This is a genomic window from Plesiomonas sp. ISS29, assembly GCF_056522795.1.
Genome location: NZ_JAWRZQ010000001.1, coordinates 1529116 through 1546962, shown reverse-complemented (window position 1 = coordinate 1546962; position 17847 = coordinate 1529116). Strand labels below are relative to the sequence as shown.

The following is a 17847-nucleotide window of genomic DNA, read 5'->3' as shown; positions in this document are numbered from 1 at the left end:
TAAATTTCTTTGGGAGTGTCACCTTTTATGCGTACTCATGCCTTAGCTCTGCTTACTGCTAGCGCCCTTCTTACTGGTTGTAGCACAGTATCAACCGCCCCTAATATTGAAGGGAATTGGCAGCAAACCGGCGTATCTGCGGATATCAAACCCACAACATTCGAAATGAAAGATGGCCGTATGGCCGCATTTGCCGGTTGTAACCGTATGATGGGCATGGCAACGATTGAAAATGGCCACCTAGTGGTTAAAGGCATGGCTGCAACGATGATGATGTGCCTGCCAGAAGCCATGCAGCGTGAGCAAGCCTTCACAGCGCTGCTAAACAGCAAGCCTACCGTTAAAGTAGCGGGTAACACACTGACACTTAGCAACGGAAAAGCTCAGTATCAGTTCACCCAACAACCGGCTATGGCAGAGGGTATCACCAAATTTATCTATGTTGCTGCCGAGCGTAAAACCTGTACCGGGGTTGCACAACAAGAGTGCCTGCAAATTCGTGAAACTAAAGATGCGCCATGGAGCAACTACTACGGCACAATCGAAGGGTTTGAACCAGAGCCGGGTATGTCTTACCGCCTGCGGATTAAAGAGTTCGATGTTGCTAACCCTGCCGCAGATGCTTCTTCCAAGCGCTGGATTTTAGACATGATTGTTGAAACTGCAGTCGTAAAATCTTAATAGCCAAAACATATAGCTATTAAGTAATTTATGTGTAATACCACAATTAGCCGTCATGCTTTATATACGGCTAATTGTTTTCCCTAAAACCCCTGAAAAGATCAAGAAAATCTCATATAGAAGCATCTATTTTATAAATTTTCTTTACAGCTTTCATTTTCTATTGATAATAATTACGCTAATGTACAGCTTTGCAGTTATAATACAACCTGTATCATTTTCAACCTATGGTTGAGTTCTATACCTAAAAATAATTAATACTGAGTAATGATATAGATCATAGTTTATCCACTGCACAGTATATTTAGCATTTAATTTTATTAGTATCCGCTGTGTTATTGAAATCACTCAATAATCGCTTATCAGGTCTGTATATAACCCATGAAGCTATCCGGTTCTCTATCATTAAAACTGGTTGTTACCCTACTGTTTTTTATCGCAATCAGTGCGATTCTCGGCATATCAATGCTAATACAGTACCGTAGTGAAAGTGATATGATCAAAGATCTAAGCGAAAAAATAGCATCAATACGCGCACAGCTCGTCAGTGAAGATCTGGCTAATTACCTGAAAGCACCGCTGCAAGCGAATACCGTTATTGCAATGAGTATCCAATCAGCGAACCGTATTAACACTCAGAACTTAACCGCATTCACCCCGCCACTCTACAACACTATCCATAATCTTTTTCCAGATACACCACAACTGAGCTTTGTCGCAATAGGTACCTATGATGGTAATTATGTGGGTATCAGCCGTGAAATAGTGAAAAATAAATACACTCTCACGCTAAAAGATCAAAACACGCAAGGTGAACTGCGTTTTTTTACTGATCTTAGTATACAGTCACCGATTCTGAATCAGTTTAAAAACTACGACCCTCGTACCCGCCCTTGGTACAGAGAGAGCGCCGCCCAGAAAAAATCGTTGTGGAGTAATGCCTACCAAGATTATGACGCACACCGTGGTATCACAGTGTCATATTCAACACCGGCCTATGACAAAAAAAATCAGTTCGTTGGTATTGTCACCTCAGATATTAAATTAAGCGGATTTAATCAATACCTAAAAACAACAGCCAAAATAGATAACTCGATCATATTAATCTTAAACAAAGACAACCAAATAATTTCACACTCAACAGATGAACAAACCAAAAAGCAGAGTAATATTATCGATTTCTCCTCGATGGAAGCGCCCAACTTATTAACCCCTAACACCAGTGAAGATCCGCGGGTAAAAGCTACCGCCCTTTTTATCGATCAAAAAAAATCTGGCTCATATACCTTTAAAGTCAAAGGAAACACTTACTTCCTGCGCATGATGGAGGTAGGGCAAGAAATTAAACTCGATGACTGGAAAGTAGCTGTTATCATGCCAGAGAGTGAGGTTGTCGGTAGTCTATACGAAGACCGAAAAGAAACCCTACTGTGGATTATCGCCATTTTTGCCGTTGGTGTAACATTAACATGGGTTGCGCTATCAAAAATCACCACCCCTATCATGAATGTAGCTAAAACAGCACGTTTACTGACCAAACAGCAATGGCAACCTGTCAAACAAGAGCGCTTTGAGCTTAAAGAGATCAGACGGCTAAACGATGCATTCAATGATATGTCCAGCTCTCTATCAAATGCCTTTAACCAACAGCAGTATTTTATCGAGCACGACCAAAACACTAGTTTACTCAATAAAACGGGATTAAAGCAGTGGTTAAATACCCACTTGCCACCAGAAAATAATGTGCTGCAAGGTCTGCTGTTGCTTAGCCTTAATAATATTGATGCAATTAAAAACAGTATGGGGGATGAGAGCCTGAATGCCTTATACCGTGTTGTTGGCCAGCGGTTGTCTGCCTTTGCCGGTAGTTTGTCAGATAAAATATTAGTAGTAAAAAGCTCTGACAATGGCTTCATGTTAGTCTACGTTGATGCTCAGCCGGTGATTGATTCAAGCTTACAACGCTATCTAGCACTCTTTACTGAGTCATTCCAACTCAATAATGATGATGTATTGATAACAACCAATATTGGCTGTGTCATTAAGCCTTTTGCTACCAATCAGTTAGCCGATGCCTATATACAAGCAAACATTGCACGTTTAGCCGCGAAGAAAAACGGTGAAAATACCGGTGTTATCTATGATAAAACACTTGCCGATAATGTCGGCTTATCGACACAAATCCTCACGCATTTAAACAGCGCATTAGAAAATAATGAGCTATATCTGCATTATCAGCCGATTGTCGATCTCAAGTCTGGAAAAACCCTGGGCGCTGAGGTTTTACTACGCTGGCACTCCGCATCGCTTGGGGTAGTCAGCCCTGATCAATTTATTCCCATCGCTGAACAATCAGGTTTAATCTTACCGATTGGAGCATGGGCATTGATGCACGGCTGTAAAGCCATTGCTGATAACATCAGAGATAAACAGTGGCCTGAGGATTTTGAATTACACGTCAATATCTCTGTACGACAGATAATCCAGACTGATTTTATTGCGGTCGTAAAAAAAGCGTTGATACACAGTGGATTAAAACCCGCCAACCTAACTTTAGAGTTAACCGAGTCAATGCTGATTGAAAACTTTAATTTTATTGAAGACCGACTGCATATATTGCGTAAAATTGGGGTGAAAATTGCCTTAGATGATTTTGGCAGCGGCTATTCGAGCCTATCTCATCTGCACCGGTTAACCTTTGATTGTCTGAAGATAGACCGAACATTTGTCAGCGGATTACTCAACAGTGCAGGCAGTGATCGTGTGATTAACTCGGTTATTCAGCTAGCTATCAGCTGCCAAGTTCCTTTAGTGGCCGAAGGTGTTGAAAATGCACAAGAGGCTGCTCGCCTGGCACAATTGGGCGCTCAAAAAGCGCAGGGGTACTACTTTGGCCGTCCAATGCCACTAGAAGAGTGGCAACTCAATCAATAATGCTGAGTAAATAATCCTTAGCAATAGGTGCAGGAGGCCTGACAAGTTACAGGCTCTCATCCTCCGATAACCAGCCCAAACAAGGCAGAACTCAGGGCGTAAACTTGCTATGCTCATACAGGTCTTTTCCCGTTAAGGAATAAAATAGCAATGCTGCCACATTCAGATTTTTTACTTCACCACCGACTCGCCGCCGACACCACTACATTAGGTTTTTTTCCGTTATGTCAGGTGTTATTGAGTAAAGACAGCAATGTTCCTTGGCTTATTCTTGTTCCCAGACGAAATAATATCAAAGAAATTCATCACCTGACTGATTCAGAGCAGATGCAACTGATGCAAGAGTCGAGTGCTATTGCACGAATCATGGAACAAATATACACACCCGATAAACTGAATATTGCTGCTATTGGTAATATGGTTTCTCAACTGCACATTCACCATGTTGCCCGTTTCCAGCAAGATGCGGTCTGGCCTGCACCTATCTGGGGAAATTTAACCAGTAAACTACGCAGTGCTGATGAACAAACACAAGCTAGCTCTGGGTTACTTGTAAAATTAAACCAGCTGACTGATTTTGTACCCGCCAAATAAAAAACACCAGTACGAAATAAACTCGGCTAGGGCAATAAAAAACGCCAACGGGGTTCCCCTTCGTTGGCGTTTTTATATTAACTAGATTGACTACCCATGGCCGTTAAAACGGCCCAAAAATCCGGATCAGTGCTTAACCACCACAGAAATACCGTCAGCCTCAAGCCAGCGATAATAGACCTCTTCACTTGCGCCACAACAACCACCGCTGCAAACACACTGTGTCTCTTTTGCTATCCGACCTTTGCGGAGCCATACCTGTAACATGGCATCAATGCCATCTTCACTGGTCGAAAACTGCTTGGCCAGATCACGGCGAGTAGCACGCCCTTGAGTCTGCAACGTTTCACGTAACGTCTGTAAAATCATGCTAATTTAACCTCACGCGGTTGCTGATTTTTACCCATAATACGCAATACAATCATAACAGCGAGCAGCAGGCCACCGGTAATACTGAGCCACAAAATACTCTCTGCCGGATGCACTGAAAAATGCATAATCTGATAAAACCATGTGCCCACAACATATGCCAAGAGCATAGTCCAACCAGCAACAAACAGTGCCCAGTTGCGCCCTACCTCCCGTACAAATGCCCCCATAGCAGCAACACAAGGGGTATATAGCAGCACAAATAACAGATAACTAAAGGCTGCTGCTGGGCCAGAGAAGTTCTGCGCTAGCTTATCAAATGTTGATGCATTAACTTCTTGCGCTTCTGCAGCAGCGGCACGGTCAGTGGTATCACCTACATTAATATCCAGTGGATCAGCCATATTAATATTCAACAAGTTTTCAGGAATTGTCAGCAATGCCTCTTTAAATGAAGCAAAGAAATTGTATTCACTGCTATCGGCTGTAGTTTCACCGCTATAAAGCGCATTTAATGTGCCTACTACCGCTTCCTTAGCAAAAATACCGGTAATAATTCCGACAGTGGCAGGCCAGTTATCTTTTTCCACTCCAATTGGTGCCAATACCGGCGTCACTTTCTTAGCTACCTGAGCCAGAATGGAATGTTCAGTATTTTGGTTACCAAATGATCCATCAACACCCAGCGAGTTAAAAAAGCCAAGCGCCGCCACAACAATCACAATGGTTTTACCAGCACCAAAAACAAAGTTTTTCAGTTTTTGCCATGTTTTCAAAACAATATTACGCAGCGTTGGCCACTCATAATCTGGCAAATCCATCACAAAACTTTCACTGCTACCCGGTAACAACGTATTACGCAGCAACAAACCGGTGAAAACTGCAATCAAAATCCCAACAAGATACAGCGCAAAAACAATGTTCTGGGCGGAATGTGGGAAAAATGCTGTAGCAAACAGCGCATAAACCGGTAAACGCGCTCCACAAGACATAAATGGTGTCATCATGACCGTTAATAAACGCTCACGCTCTTGTGTTAATGTACGGGTAGCCATAATAGCTGGCACATTACAGCCAAAACCAATGACCAAAGGGACAAACGAGCGCCCAGGCAAACCAATTTTTTGCATCAGCTTATCCAGCACAAATGCAGCACGTGCCATATATCCTGAGCCTTCCAGCACAGCCATAAACAGATATAGACAACCGATCACCGGAATAAAAGTTGTCACCGTTTGAATACCGGCACCAAAACCATCAGCCAACAGTGTCACTAACCAAACCGGCAGTACACCATCAAAAAGATGATGTGTTCCTTCAACTAACAGAGCACCCACCGAAATATCAAAGAAATCGATAAAAGAACTGCCCACCTTAATCGAAAACATAAACATCAGGTACATCACCAATAAGAAAATCGGCAAACCGAGATACCGGTTTAAAACCATCTTATCAATTCTTTCACTGGTTTTATGGCTAACAATACCAACGTGTTTACGTGCTTTCTGGCATAGCGCATGAATAAAGCTGTAGCGCACATCTGCGATTTGTAAATCAGTATCAACCTGACTTTCTAACAACACAATTTTTTGATTCGCAATATCTTGTTGTTCAGCACCTAACCGTTTTTCAACCAGACGATCTCTTTCCAGTAAACGTAAAGCCAATGAGCGGGTACTTGCCTGCTCATTAAGCGGGCATAAAACTTCAAGATCACTAAGAACAGATTCAATACCCGAACCATAATCAAGCTTTAAGGCTGACGGTTTAACCCCTTGAGCTAACAATTCAGCCAATTCGCTGCGAAAACGGTTTACTTGGCGCTGATTATGAGCCGAAATAGCAAAAACTGGGCATCCGAGCATTTGAGATAATAGAGGAACATTCAATTGCTGACGATTACGTTCAAGTGCATCGGTTTTATTCACCACCACAACAACAGGGCGGCCGGTTTCAATCAGTTGCAGTGTCAGATATAAACTACGCTCTAATGCGGAGGCATCCACAATATTTAAAATGACATCAGCAGGAATAGACTCAACCACAATTGTTGCCAGTTGTTCATCTTTACCGCTATCTACATTATCACCAGATAATGCATACACGCCGGGCAGATCGGTAATTTGCAGTTTATGCTCACCCACACTGCATGACCCAACTTTCTTCTCGACAGTAACCCCACTCCAGTTACCTACTTGCTGCCGAGCACCGGTTAAGCCATTAAATAAGGAGGTTTTACCGCTGTTAGGGTTCCCTACCGTTAATAAGGAAAAATTCATGCCAACACCTCAACATCAATACCCGCGGCTATCGTTAAACGCAGAGCAATATTCACACCACAAATTTCAATCTGTAAAGGGTCTCCGAGTGGGGCAAAACGTACCACACTGATTTCACTTGAAGGAAGAACCCCTAAAACCATCAGTTTTTTACGTAGTGGACGATCTAAGCGCTGCATATTCATCACTCGCGCTTTATCGCCCACACTCAAATCAGCCAGTGTCTTCATTACAATCGCCAACGCTTAAATAAGATAGATTATCATTATCATTATTCTACGTGTTTTATAGCAAGCTTTTTTTGCTACGGATCAACATTTCCCCGCTCTTAACAGCATACTCAACAAATTAGCCAAGATAAGTAACATTTCAACGCATTGATTATGCAATCTGTCTCGCATAATTTAACATTAAGTCACATATCCGCAATAATTAAGTTAATTGATAGATACTAGAATGCTATAACAAAGGCCTGTTGACGCGTAGTGTCACCTCATTTACGCATTCATCATAACTGAAAGACCATTTTATCAGAGAGAGTGATGTCCACATCACTCTCCCGGCAGCAAGCGAAGGTGTCCTTGACACCCGTGGCATCGCTCAAACGGCGTGCCACGTTAATTTTTTACTTCCCAAATACTTATCCATTTAGCTTTATAACGCTATCTATACAATACCAAATAATTAATGCATAAATAGGCATTATAAAAAAACGTTTATTTTTGAGTAAACAAATCCAATAATGATGTGTTGGCATTTTATCTGCTGTTAATCACAGCTCTTAACTTACTAAGTTTGACAATGAACATCGTTACCCCTGCACTCTATAACCCTTTTTTACTTGTTTGTTAACGATTAAACACGTAAAGAGAATCAACGTATTGATAGTAATAGCCAGTGGATACCCACCGATAAAAACAACCTGTTATAAATAAACATCTTAACGAGGCTCTTAATCATATTTTTAAAAGATATATTCCAAATACGAGTAGCTGAGAGTAAGTCTACCTTTTGAATATCAAACAAAACAAAGCAATCGATTACCTACATCTAAATTAAATAAAAACAATAATTTGAATATAAGAAAAAACGAATTAAAGATACAAAACGAACAATTAAAATATAAACCACAGAGTCACTTATTAATAATTAAGTAAAATTTCAATTTAACTCTGGATTTTCATATAGATTTATATAGAATTTGAAACAATATGTTTCCTGATTCGGTATTGTATAATAATGAAAACTTATCAAGTACGAAGTATTCTCATAAACTCAGATAAAACGTTATTATTAGACACTGAGTCAAATAAAGAGTTTAAAATTGGGAAACATGATTTCATGACATTACTTGAATTAGCAAGTAATGCAGGAACTGTGCTATCAAAAGAATACTTACTTGAAAAGTGCTGGCCGGGAAAAATAGTTGCAGAAAGCTCTATTACTCAAGCAATCAGTAATATTAGATCATTGATTGGGGATAACGGCAAAGAACAAAAGTGGTTGAAAACAATTTCAAAGACAGGTTATAAACTTGATGCGGATGCAGTTACGATTATTTCATCTGAAAGAAATAATTTAAAGCCATCAGACCATCGTGATGTTGTATTAACAAGTCAATCGTTGGTAAATAACCCACGTAATAGCCATATAGAAATAGAGCCTAGTGATAAAAAAGAACAAATCACTACACATAGACATGTTAATTATGATAAACATAAAACAACATTGTTGCAGATCACATTTAGCCTGTTGGTTGTATTAACACTGTGCTTAATAAAAATACATCACAACGCTAAGTTGCAGAAAAAAATAAGCCAAACACCACCCGAAATATATACTGACAACATGTTAACTATATCGTCGGATAAGCCAACACTCACATCAGATTTAAAGCACATTATCCAAACTAAAATTAAAAGAACAAAACAAAAGCCGAGCACAATAAACATCCTGATGATGAACAACAGCCTGTCTTTTTTCATCATTGCAAATGATGAACTTGTACACAATCAAATGATTATGATTAACGAACGGTCAAAAAAAGAGGATATCAATAAATTAATTAACGATGTCATTAACAAGACACTGGTCTAATTTATACAATAACAAATTGTTGACAATTGAAGTACCGATTTGCAACAACCACTGATAATAAAAATAACGACCAAAGAAGTCAGGAAATTTTAGAATAAATAGATAATGATGAAATAAAAAGAGTTTGCTTGAGAGGAATACGTCTAGAGTATAAATGAATGGGGTGGCTGATGGGGCTCGAACCCACGACAACTGGAATCACAATCCAGGACTCTACCAACTGAGCTACAGCCACCATAGAGATTTTTTCTATCACAATTACGCTATTATCAACGCTCAATAACTCACTAAAAATGAAATATTGATATTCAATGGCGCACCCTACAGGATTCGAACCTGTGACCCACGGCTTAGAAGGCCGTTGCTCTATCCAACTGAGCTAAGGGTGCACTCACTATTGAATAGTGGTCGGTGAGAGAGGATTCGAACCTCCGACCCACTGGTCCCAAACCAGTTGCGCTACCGGGCTGCGCTACTCACCGACTGTTGTCACGTATTAATAATCGAACACCTGACTCGATAGGCTTTGAATTATACTGAGATGTGCTAACGAGTCAAAATGTTTTTAGCATCAATAGCTTCAAACGCTCAAAATCACAGCAATAATACTCTTTTTAGGCGACTATTTTCCTGTGTGATGCCTACTGACACCCTTACTGGTTTCTGACACAATATGCACTCCGAAAATTTGTAGGGGATCGCTTGTCTGATGACTGCAATGATTATTGACGGGAAAACGATTGCGCAACAAGTTCGTACAACCGTAGCGCAACAAGTACAACAACGTATCGCGCAGGGAAAACGCGCTCCCGGTCTGGCCGTTGTGCTGGTAGGACAAGATCCCGCCTCACAAATCTATGTAGGCTCAAAACGTAAAGCCTGCGAAGAGGTTGGTTTTGTTTCCCGATCGTATGATTTACCGGTGAATACACCGCAAGCTGATTTGCTGGATTTAATCGATACCCTAAATCAGGCCTCTGATATTGATGGTATTTTAGTCCAACTGCCGCTACCTGAGCATATTGATACTACGCAAGTCATTGAGCGAATTCATCCGAATAAAGATGTTGATGGTTTTCATCCCTACACAATAGGCAGGCTGTGCCAGCGCATTCCAACACTACGCCCTTGTACACCGGGGGGGATCATGACGCTGATTGAACATAGCGGAATTGATACCTACGGGATGGAAGCGGTTGTAGTTGGCGCATCGAATATTGTTGGCCGCCCGATGTCACTTGAACTGCTGCTCGCCGGATGTACAGTGACTACGACTCACCGCTTTACCCGCGATTTGGAAAGCCACGTACGCCGCGCAGACTTGCTGGTTGTTGCCGTGGGTAAACCGCACTTTATTCCGGGTGATTGGATTAAACCAGGCGCGGTAGTTATTGATGTTGGTATAAACCGCCGAGCTGATGGAAAAGTGGTTGGTGATGTCGATTTTGCAAGCGCGCAAGAGCATGCAGCGTGGATCACTCCAGTTCCTGGTGGTGTTGGCCCGATGACTGTCGCAACCCTGATGCAAAATACACTGCTAGCATGTGAAAAATATCACGATTAACTACTCTTTTGGGTATAAATTTAGCTGTTCGTGCGGGTTAATTTGCATTAGCCCGCCGTTTCCGGCATCAAGTAGTGTTGTATCCTATCAATAACAAGCACGCAGCCAGTACGAGCTACTTTTATGCCTGAACACTCATCTTTACAGCACCCACCCTCTTCACCGGATAGCCATCATTTAGCGCCCAGAAAATACCGCCATCGCTTATATAATGTCGTGTTTAATACTCAGCGGCGTTCCGGCCGTGCCGTTGAGCTGGTGCTGCTATTCTCAGTGCTTCTGAGTGTTGCAGTACTCATCATAGGTTCAACGCTGACTAAGCAATCATACTGGTATTCGTGGTTTATCTGGTGTGAAATCGGGTTCAGTATCATTTTTAGTTTAGAATATCTGCTGCGGCTGTATTGCTCCCCTAAACCTCTGCGTTATGCAGGCAGTTTTTATGGCATGGTCGATCTGTTGTCCATCCTTCCGGTCTATCTCTCTTTGCTCTTCCCAGGGTTAGAGTACACCTTAATGCTGCGTCTGCTGCGTATGTTCCGGCTATTTCGCATCCTCAAATTAGTTCGGTATATGTCAGAGGCCAATTTGCTCTGGCGCTGTCTGATGCAAACTCACCGTAAAGTGCTGGTTTTTTTTGGTGCGGTCGGGCTAATGGTTTGCCTGTTTGGCAGCATTATGTTTGTTGTGGAAGGGCCGCAAAATGGCTTTACCAGTATCCCGATGGGGATCTACTGGGCCATTGTTACGCTAACAACGGTAGGATATGGCGATCTTGTGCCGCACACGCCACTCGGGCGAGTGATTGCCTCACTGGTGATTTTAATTGGTTATTCGATTATTGCGGTTCCAACCGGCATTTTAACCGCACAACTCACCGAAGAGTTACAGAAAAACAAAGACAGGTTACGCTGTGATCACTGCCACCGAACGGGGCATGATGCCGATGCGCTAAACTGCAAATTTTGCGGAGCAGAGCTTCCTAAAAAAAGATAAGAGAATCCCTTTTTCATTAAAAAATAAGCGGGAGTCAAACTCCCGCTTATTTTAAAACTGTAGGTATAACAACAAAAAAAATCGTCTACCTATAAATGAAGCCTGTTACGCTCTGCGCCAGGTTGTGCCTTGCGCACCATCTTCCAGTACAATGCCCATCTCAGTCAGGCGATTACGTGCAGCATCTGCAGCGGGCCAGTCTTTACTAGCGCGCGCATCATTACGCTGTTTGATTAGCGATTCAATCTCAGCCACTTCATCACCATTATCTGCCTGAGTATTACCCTGCAAAAATAGCGCTGAATCTTGCTGCAACAGGCCAAGAACATCACCCAGTTGCCGCAATTCAGCAGCCAGTGCACTAGCTGCTGCCATGTCGGTTGTTTTCAGGCGGTTAATATCACGCGCCATATCAAACAGCACGGAATAAGCCTCTGGTGTATTAAAATCATCATCCATTGCTGCGCGGAAACGAGCGACAAAAGCCTCTCCACCTGCCGGTAACGCCATATTATCAACACCACGTAATGCGGTATATAAACGCTCAAGTGCCGTGCGTGCCTGATTTAAATTCTCTTCGCTGTAATTTAGCTGGCTGCGATAGTGGCCTGACATCAGAAAATAACGCACACTTTCCGCATCATAATGCTGTAATACATCACGAATAGTAAAGAAGTTGCCAAGTGATTTGGACATTTTTTCACGATCAACCATCACCATACCGGAGTGCATCCAGTAATTAACGTAAGGGGTATCGTGCGCACAGCAAGACTGTGCAATTTCATTTTCATGATGCGGGAACATTAGATCTGAACCACCGCCATGAATATCAAAATGCTCACCTAGTTGTTTGCTGTTCATCGCCGAACACTCGATATGCCAGCCTGGACGGCCTGCTCCCCATGGCGATTGCCAGGTAGGTTCGCCCGGTTTTGACATTTTCCACAACACAAAATCAACCGGATTGCGTTTTGCCTCATCAATATCAACACGCGCACCCGCTTGTAACTGCTCAACATCCTGACGGGATAATTTTCCGTAATCATGGAAAGTATCTACCGAAAACATCACATCACCATTACTGGCAACATAAGCGTGGCCACGATCAAGCAGCCGCTGTACCAGTTCAATAATTTCAGTGATGTGCTGAGTGGCGCGCGGCTCAAGATCTGGGCGCTTCATATTCAGAGCATCAAAATCAGCGTGCATCTCACCTATCAAGCGCTCGGTCAGCTGATCACAGGTTTCACCATTTTCAGCCGCACGTTTGATGATTTTGTCATCAACATCAGTAATATTGCGTACGAATGTCAAGTCATAGCCCAAATAGCGTAAATAGCGCGTGACAACATCAAATGCAACAAAGGTACGGCCATGACCGATATGACATAAATCATAAATGGTTACTCCACAGACATACATGCCAACCTTTCCCGCATGAATAGGTTTAAATTCTTCTTTTTGTCTTGTCAGCGTGTTGTAAATCTTCAGCATCGTGTAGTACCAAGTTAGCCTGTAGAATGATAACCAAAACTGATAATCAGAAGCGGATATTGAACCGATAAAATGCAACTAATGCAAGCATACCTAAGGGAAATCACCGTTCATTGATACATATAGACAATAATTTCCCCGTAATTGATTGCTCTTTCATTTGCCCAAACAGCGGCTTTCGGTACAATCAGCGCCTAAGCTGAGCCTATGTTCCGGCATCAGGTATAGTACCTAACCAGTTACGCAGTAAAGCACGGCGTTATTGCATAACTTTTTTACCTTACTTTAGGATGGTTTTCATGATCACACTACACACTAACCACGGTGATATCGTTCTACAACTGAACCACGAGCAAGCACCGGTAACTGCAAAGAACTTCGAAGACTATTGCCGTGAAGGTTTTTACGACAACACCATTTTCCACCGTGTGATTGATGGTTTTATGGTGCAGGGCGGCGGCATGGAGCCTGGCATGAATGAAAAAACCACTAAAGCTAGCATCAAAAATGAAGCTAACAATGGTCTGAAGAATAAGCGTGGTACCGTTGCAATGGCACGGACCATGGATCCACACTCAGCCTCTTCTCAGTTCTTCATCAACGTTGCTGACAACGATTTCCTGAACTTCCGTTCAGAGAGCCGTGATGGTTGGGGTTACTGCGTGTTTGCAGAAGTGGTTGAAGGTATGGATGTGGTTGATAAAATCAAAAGTGTTTCTACTGGCACTTTCGGTTATCACCAAGATGTGCCGCGTGATGACGTACTGATCAACAAAGTTACTGTCAGCGAGTAAGCCATTAACTATACCTTAAAGCGCTAATAGCTTGATAAGCCTCAAAAAATATTTTGGGAAACTTAACGGTAATAAGTGCTCCCTGCACTCTGTGTATACAGGTATAAAATTCAGCTAAGTACAAAGGGATGCTCTTCATCCCTTTGTTTATTTTATACTTTATCGCGTACGCTTACCCCATATTCCTGCTGATTACCGGAGATGACCCCTATCGCACCGACAACGCTGTTTATTGCTGATCTGCACCTGAGTGAAGATCACCCAGAAATTACCGCCTGTTTGCTCACCTTTTTACAACAGCAAGCACCTGCGGCTGACGCACTGTATATTCTGGGAGATCTATTCGAGTTCTGGATTGGTGATGATGACAATACGGCATTACAACAGACTGTAGCCAACGCGCTGATGCGGTTACATCAGCAAGGTGTACCCTGCTACTTTATCCACGGTAATCGTGATTTCCTGCTGGGAAAACGCTTTGCACGCCAGTGCAAAATGACACTGCTTCCTTCCGAGTATGTGGTTAATCTGTACGGCACACCGACACTTATCATGCACGGTGACACCCTTTGTACTGATGATGTGGCCTACCAAAAATACCGCCAACGCGTACATCAACCATGGCTGCAACAGCTGTTTCGCCTGCTTCCTCTGCGCTGGCGGCGTAATATCGGCACCCGTTTGCGCAGTAAAAGTGCCCAGCACAATCAGCAAAAGAGCCAAGATATCATGGATGTAAACGCAGAAACGGTGCTGACGGTGATGCAACACCATCAGATCCAACGGCTGATCCACGGGCACACTCACCGCCCAGCAGTTCACTCGCTACAACTACAAGGTTCTACTGCCGAACAGCCTCTTTTGGGGGAACGTATCGTACTGGGCGACTGGTATCAGCAGGGGTCTGTATTACGGGTTAGTGCTGAGGGTATTTCAATGAAAACCCTGCCATTTGGTAAACAGCAATCTGGTCACTAAGGGTTGGGCAAACAGATGCCCAACCTCCTAGCACAGAACAATCAATTATTGCACCAACAAACCACAACAACAGACTACAGTGTGGCATTACACGGTTATTCAACTACCGTTTGTTATTACCGTCTGTTGTAGTTGTAAGCGCTGTTTTTGTGCAGGAAGCGCATAACTTTGCATAACTCGCTCACGCAGCTCGGCAGGCACAGCCTGCATACGATCACTAAACTCACGCTGTTTTTGCTCGCTAACCCCTTCAGTGAATCCTGCGGCTAAAAGGTTCGACGGAAACAGATGATACTGCTCAGTGATATGCTGATCGATCCATGTTGCGAGTGCTTCGGCTGATGTTATGCTCTCTTGCATAATCGGCCCGAATGCAACATGTACCCGCCCTTTATAACCAACAATGCCTTTTACGATACTGTCGAGATCTTCAAACTCTGACTTCACGTAGGCTTCACCGCGTGCCTTTTGTGCCAGCTCTGCCGCTTTTTGCACTTCACCGGCATCATATTCATATGAGATAGCCACAGGAACGATATTTAGCGAGGCAAAATACTCTGCCATATCAATTTTCTGCTTTTTACCGTTCATATAGAACATTTTTAGGATTGCCGGATCGGTTTGATCATTGCCATCTTTTGCACGCCCCTCTTTCTGCGCTATCCAGATAGACTGATTTTCATCCAGCGAGTGGCGGATATAAGCCGACAGCTCGGTAAACGCTGCCATCATCTCACGCACGCCTTTGGCCGAGCGTTTGACGATAAAACTTTTATTCAACCGCATGATGTCTGAGGCATATTGCTTGCGCAGCAAATTATCGCCAATGGCAATTCTGACCGTATCACGACCATGGTGGAACAGCCCCCAGTTGACCAGCGCCGGATCCATGGCAATGTCACGGTGATTTGAAATAAACAGATAGGCTTTATCTGCTTCTAGATGCTCTAATCCGCTGTAAGTAACACCGTCTGTTGTGGTGTTGATCATACGCTGCATATAGCTTTCAACTTGCTCCTGAAACGCCCGTACAGAGCGAATACTGCTGACCCGTTGTTGCAAAAAATAACGCACAGCAGGCTTTAAAAGCCAACCACACCAACGTGTTATTTTTGGGAAACGAAACTGACAAATTGCATTGATAAACTCATCATTATGCAGAATATTGGCCAATACGGGTGCCACTTCGTTATCATGATAAGGGCGGATATCCGCAAACTGCGCTGTACTCTCTTCGCTCATTCTCGTCATCTGTTGTTATTATCATTCCAGTGAAAGTTTATTATACGAGTTATCTTTTTAAAACCTAATCCTACCAACGCAACAGTGTGTTAAAACAGCTATGCGCCCTAAACGCAAACGTTTTCCTTGCAGGGGGTTCATGATATTCTTGCTACCTGCAACACGGTGTAGATATCCATGTTAACCGATAACTACTACCGCTACCGTCATTCCCACAGCTATTACAGGAGTTCACCCACTATGCAACCCAAAGTCGCCGTTGTTATGGGTTCGAAAAGCGATTGGGCAACCATGCAGGCTGCCGCAGAGATGCTCTCTGCACTGGATATCCCTTTTCACGCTGAAGTGATTTCTGCTCACCGTACGCCCGATAAGCTGATCAGCTTTGCTGCCACTGCCGCAGCACAAGGCTTTGAGGTGATTATCGCCGGTGCCGGTGGCGCTGCACATTTACCGGGAATGCTGGCCGCCAAAACTTTGTTACCCGTACTGGGTGTACCGGTAAAAAGTGCCGCACTCAACGGCATGGATAGCCTGCTCTCTATCGTCCAGATGCCAAAAGGGATCCCCGTTGCGACCTTAGCAATTGGGGCTGCAGGTGCGGCCAATGCGGGCCTGCTTGCAGCACAAATTCTGTCATTACATGATGAAGGCATTCGCCAACGTCTCGGCGCATGGCGCGATGAACAAACCGATACCGTACTCAATAATCCAGACCCGAGGGAGCAGGCATGAGTTCAGTTTGGGTATTAGGAGACGGACAGCTAGGCGATATGCTGCGCCAAGCGGGTGAGGTGATGGATATCACAGTGACCCCTTATGGGTTCGAGGATACACCCCCCTTCCTGCCGGAAAATGCGATTATCTCTGCTGAAATTGAGCAGTGGCCGGATACTGCGCTAACGCGCCAATTTTCGCAGCATGCCGGTTTTATCAATCGTGATACCTTTCCGCTATTAGCCGATCGCTTCACACAAAAACAGCGTATTGATCAGCTGGATCTAGCAACCTCACCGTGGCTGGCACTCAACAGCGCCACACAATGGCCCGATATTTTTGCCCAACTGGGTGAAAAGGTGATCGTAAAACGGCGCAAAGGCGGCTACGACGGGCGCGGCCAGTGGCGTGTTATGCACACCGATGATCAGCACAGCATTCCTGCCGAGATGTATGGTGAGTGTATTGTTGAGCAGATGATCCCGTTTGATGGTGAAGTGTCACTGGTCGGCGCCCGCGGGCGCGATGGTACACAGGTATTCTATCCGCTGACCCATAATCTGCATGAAAATGGTATTCTGCGTGCCAGTGTTGCGTTACCTGAGCCAGATACGGCACTTCAGCATCAGGCAGAACACATGCTCGGCAGCCTGATGGAAAGCCTTGATTATGTGGGTGTCATGGCGATGGAGTGCTTTATTGTTGACGGTAAACTGCTGGTTAATGAGTTAGCACCGCGCGTACACAACAGCGGCCACTGGACACAAGCGGGTGCATCTATCAGCCAGTTCGAACTGCATTTGCGGGCACTGCTCGGCTGGCCATTACATACTCCGGTAGTACCCAGCCCTGCGGTAATGATTAATATTATCGGTACACCGCTTACCCTGCACTGGCTCTCTGTTCCACTGATACAGTTGCATTGGTACGGTAAATCGGTACGCGAAGGCCGTAAACTCGGACATCTGAATCTCGCCCACCCTGACTCTTTTGAACTTCAGGCCGCTTTAGGCAGTGTAGCTGCACTATTACCGGCTGAATACGCATCTGGTATTCACTGGGCACAGCAAAGGCTTCGCTAAATATGTTCTTAACGGTGAGCATCAGC

At 43.8% G+C, this 17847-nt stretch carries 15 protein-coding genes and 3 tRNA genes; 10 read left to right on the top strand and 8 right to left on the bottom strand.

Annotated features, from left to right (window positions below):
• Nucleotides 1-27: 27 nt before the first annotated feature.
• The 3 genes from AC1HDJ_RS06890 to AC1HDJ_RS06880 all read left to right on the top strand — a co-directional run bounded on the left by AC1HDJ_RS06890 (nt 28) and on the right by AC1HDJ_RS06880 (nt 4209).
• Nucleotides 28-681 (top strand): DUF4377 domain-containing protein, encoded by a 654-nt coding sequence (locus tag AC1HDJ_RS06890; RefSeq protein WP_479534493.1) that lies wholly within the window; start codon nt 28-30, stop codon nt 679-681.
• A 381-nt stretch (nt 682-1062) separates the two neighbouring features.
• Complete coding sequence (locus AC1HDJ_RS06885) at nt 1063-3615, top strand: bifunctional diguanylate cyclase/phosphodiesterase (RefSeq protein WP_479537635.1); 2553 nt, start codon at nt 1063-1065, stop codon at nt 3613-3615.
• Nucleotides 3616-3765: 150 nt separating this feature from the next.
• Nucleotides 3766-4209, top strand: a complete 444-nt coding sequence (locus AC1HDJ_RS06880; protein ID WP_479534489.1) for an HIT domain-containing protein — start codon at nt 3766-3768, stop codon at nt 4207-4209.
• A gap of 126 nt (nt 4210-4335) precedes the next feature.
• Here AC1HDJ_RS06880 and AC1HDJ_RS06875 read toward each other — a convergent pair whose 3' ends face one another.
• The 3 genes from AC1HDJ_RS06875 to AC1HDJ_RS06865 are packed head-to-tail and all read right to left on the bottom strand — an operon-like array spanning nt 4336 to nt 7087.
• Entirely contained in the window at nt 4336-4578 is a 243-nt protein-coding gene (locus AC1HDJ_RS06875; protein WP_479534487.1) for a FeoC-like transcriptional regulator, read from the bottom strand.
• Complete coding sequence (gene feoB / locus AC1HDJ_RS06870; RefSeq protein WP_479534485.1) at nt 4575-6857, bottom strand: Fe(2+) transporter permease subunit FeoB; 2283 nt, start codon at nt 6855-6857, stop codon at nt 4575-4577. Before feoB ends, AC1HDJ_RS06875 begins: the two co-directional genes overlap by 4 nt.
• Nucleotides 6854-7087, bottom strand: a complete 234-nt coding sequence (locus tag AC1HDJ_RS06865; RefSeq protein ID WP_438621654.1) for a FeoA family protein — start codon at nt 7085-7087, stop codon at nt 6854-6856. Before AC1HDJ_RS06865 ends, feoB begins: the two co-directional genes overlap by 4 nt.
• A gap of 1009 nt (nt 7088-8096) precedes the next feature.
• Between AC1HDJ_RS06865 and AC1HDJ_RS06860 the strand changes: the two genes are divergently transcribed.
• On the top strand, nt 8097-8954 hold the full coding sequence (locus AC1HDJ_RS06860) for a winged helix-turn-helix domain-containing protein (RefSeq protein ID WP_479534482.1): 858 nt from the start codon (nt 8097-8099) through the stop codon (nt 8952-8954).
• A 159-nt stretch (nt 8955-9113) separates the two neighbouring features.
• Here the strand turns inward: AC1HDJ_RS06860 and AC1HDJ_RS06855 are convergent.
• The 3 genes from AC1HDJ_RS06855 to AC1HDJ_RS06845 all read right to left on the bottom strand — a co-directional run bounded on the left by AC1HDJ_RS06855 (nt 9114) and on the right by AC1HDJ_RS06845 (nt 9436).
• Nucleotides 9114-9189 (bottom strand) — tRNA-His (locus AC1HDJ_RS06855).
• Nucleotides 9190-9266: 77 nt separating this feature from the next.
• Nucleotides 9267-9343 (bottom strand) — tRNA-Arg (locus tag AC1HDJ_RS06850).
• 16 nt (nt 9344-9359) lie between these two features.
• Nucleotides 9360-9436, bottom strand: a tRNA-Pro gene (locus AC1HDJ_RS06845).
• Between the two features lie 227 nt (nt 9437-9663).
• Here AC1HDJ_RS06845 and folD point away from each other — a divergent pair.
• Complete coding sequence (folD, locus tag AC1HDJ_RS06840) at nt 9664-10518, top strand: bifunctional methylenetetrahydrofolate dehydrogenase/methenyltetrahydrofolate cyclohydrolase FolD (protein WP_479534480.1); 855 nt, start codon at nt 9664-9666, stop codon at nt 10516-10518.
• A gap of 123 nt (nt 10519-10641) precedes the next feature.
• A complete protein-coding gene (locus tag AC1HDJ_RS06835; RefSeq protein WP_479534478.1) occupies nt 10642-11514 on the top strand; it encodes an ion transporter in 873 nt (290 codons plus the stop codon).
• A gap of 105 nt (nt 11515-11619) precedes the next feature.
• Here AC1HDJ_RS06835 and cysS read toward each other — a convergent pair whose 3' ends face one another.
• Entirely contained in the window at nt 11620-13008 is a 1389-nt protein-coding gene (cysS, locus tag AC1HDJ_RS06830; RefSeq protein WP_479534476.1) for a cysteine--tRNA ligase, read from the bottom strand.
• A 299-nt stretch (nt 13009-13307) separates the two neighbouring features.
• Between cysS and ppiB the strand changes: the two genes are divergently transcribed.
• Both ppiB and lpxH read left to right on the top strand, forming a co-directional pair.
• The gene (gene ppiB, locus AC1HDJ_RS06825) at nt 13308-13802 is read left to right on the top strand and encodes a peptidylprolyl isomerase B (protein ID WP_479534474.1); all 495 of its coding nucleotides are present in this window, start codon (nt 13308-13310) and stop codon (nt 13800-13802) included.
• A gap of 201 nt (nt 13803-14003) precedes the next feature.
• Nucleotides 14004-14780, top strand: a complete 777-nt coding sequence (gene lpxH, locus AC1HDJ_RS06820; RefSeq protein ID WP_479534472.1) for a UDP-2,3-diacylglucosamine diphosphatase — start codon at nt 14004-14006, stop codon at nt 14778-14780.
• Between the two features lie 99 nt (nt 14781-14879).
• On the opposite strand, the gene AC1HDJ_RS06815 is transcribed toward lpxH, so the two are convergent.
• Complete coding sequence (locus AC1HDJ_RS06815; protein ID WP_479534469.1) at nt 14880-16022, bottom strand: 1-acyl-sn-glycerol-3-phosphate acyltransferase; 1143 nt, start codon at nt 16020-16022, stop codon at nt 14880-14882.
• 240 nt (nt 16023-16262) lie between these two features.
• Between AC1HDJ_RS06815 and purE the strand changes: the two genes are divergently transcribed.
• Nucleotides 16263-16757, top strand: a complete 495-nt coding sequence (purE, locus tag AC1HDJ_RS06810) for a 5-(carboxyamino)imidazole ribonucleotide mutase (RefSeq protein ID WP_479534467.1) — start codon at nt 16263-16265, stop codon at nt 16755-16757.
• Complete coding sequence (purK, locus tag AC1HDJ_RS06805; RefSeq protein WP_479534465.1) at nt 16754-17821, top strand: 5-(carboxyamino)imidazole ribonucleotide synthase; 1068 nt, start codon at nt 16754-16756, stop codon at nt 17819-17821. The genes purE and purK overlap by 4 nt, the downstream gene beginning before the upstream one ends.
• The last annotated feature ends 26 nt before the right edge of the window (nt 17822-17847 follow it).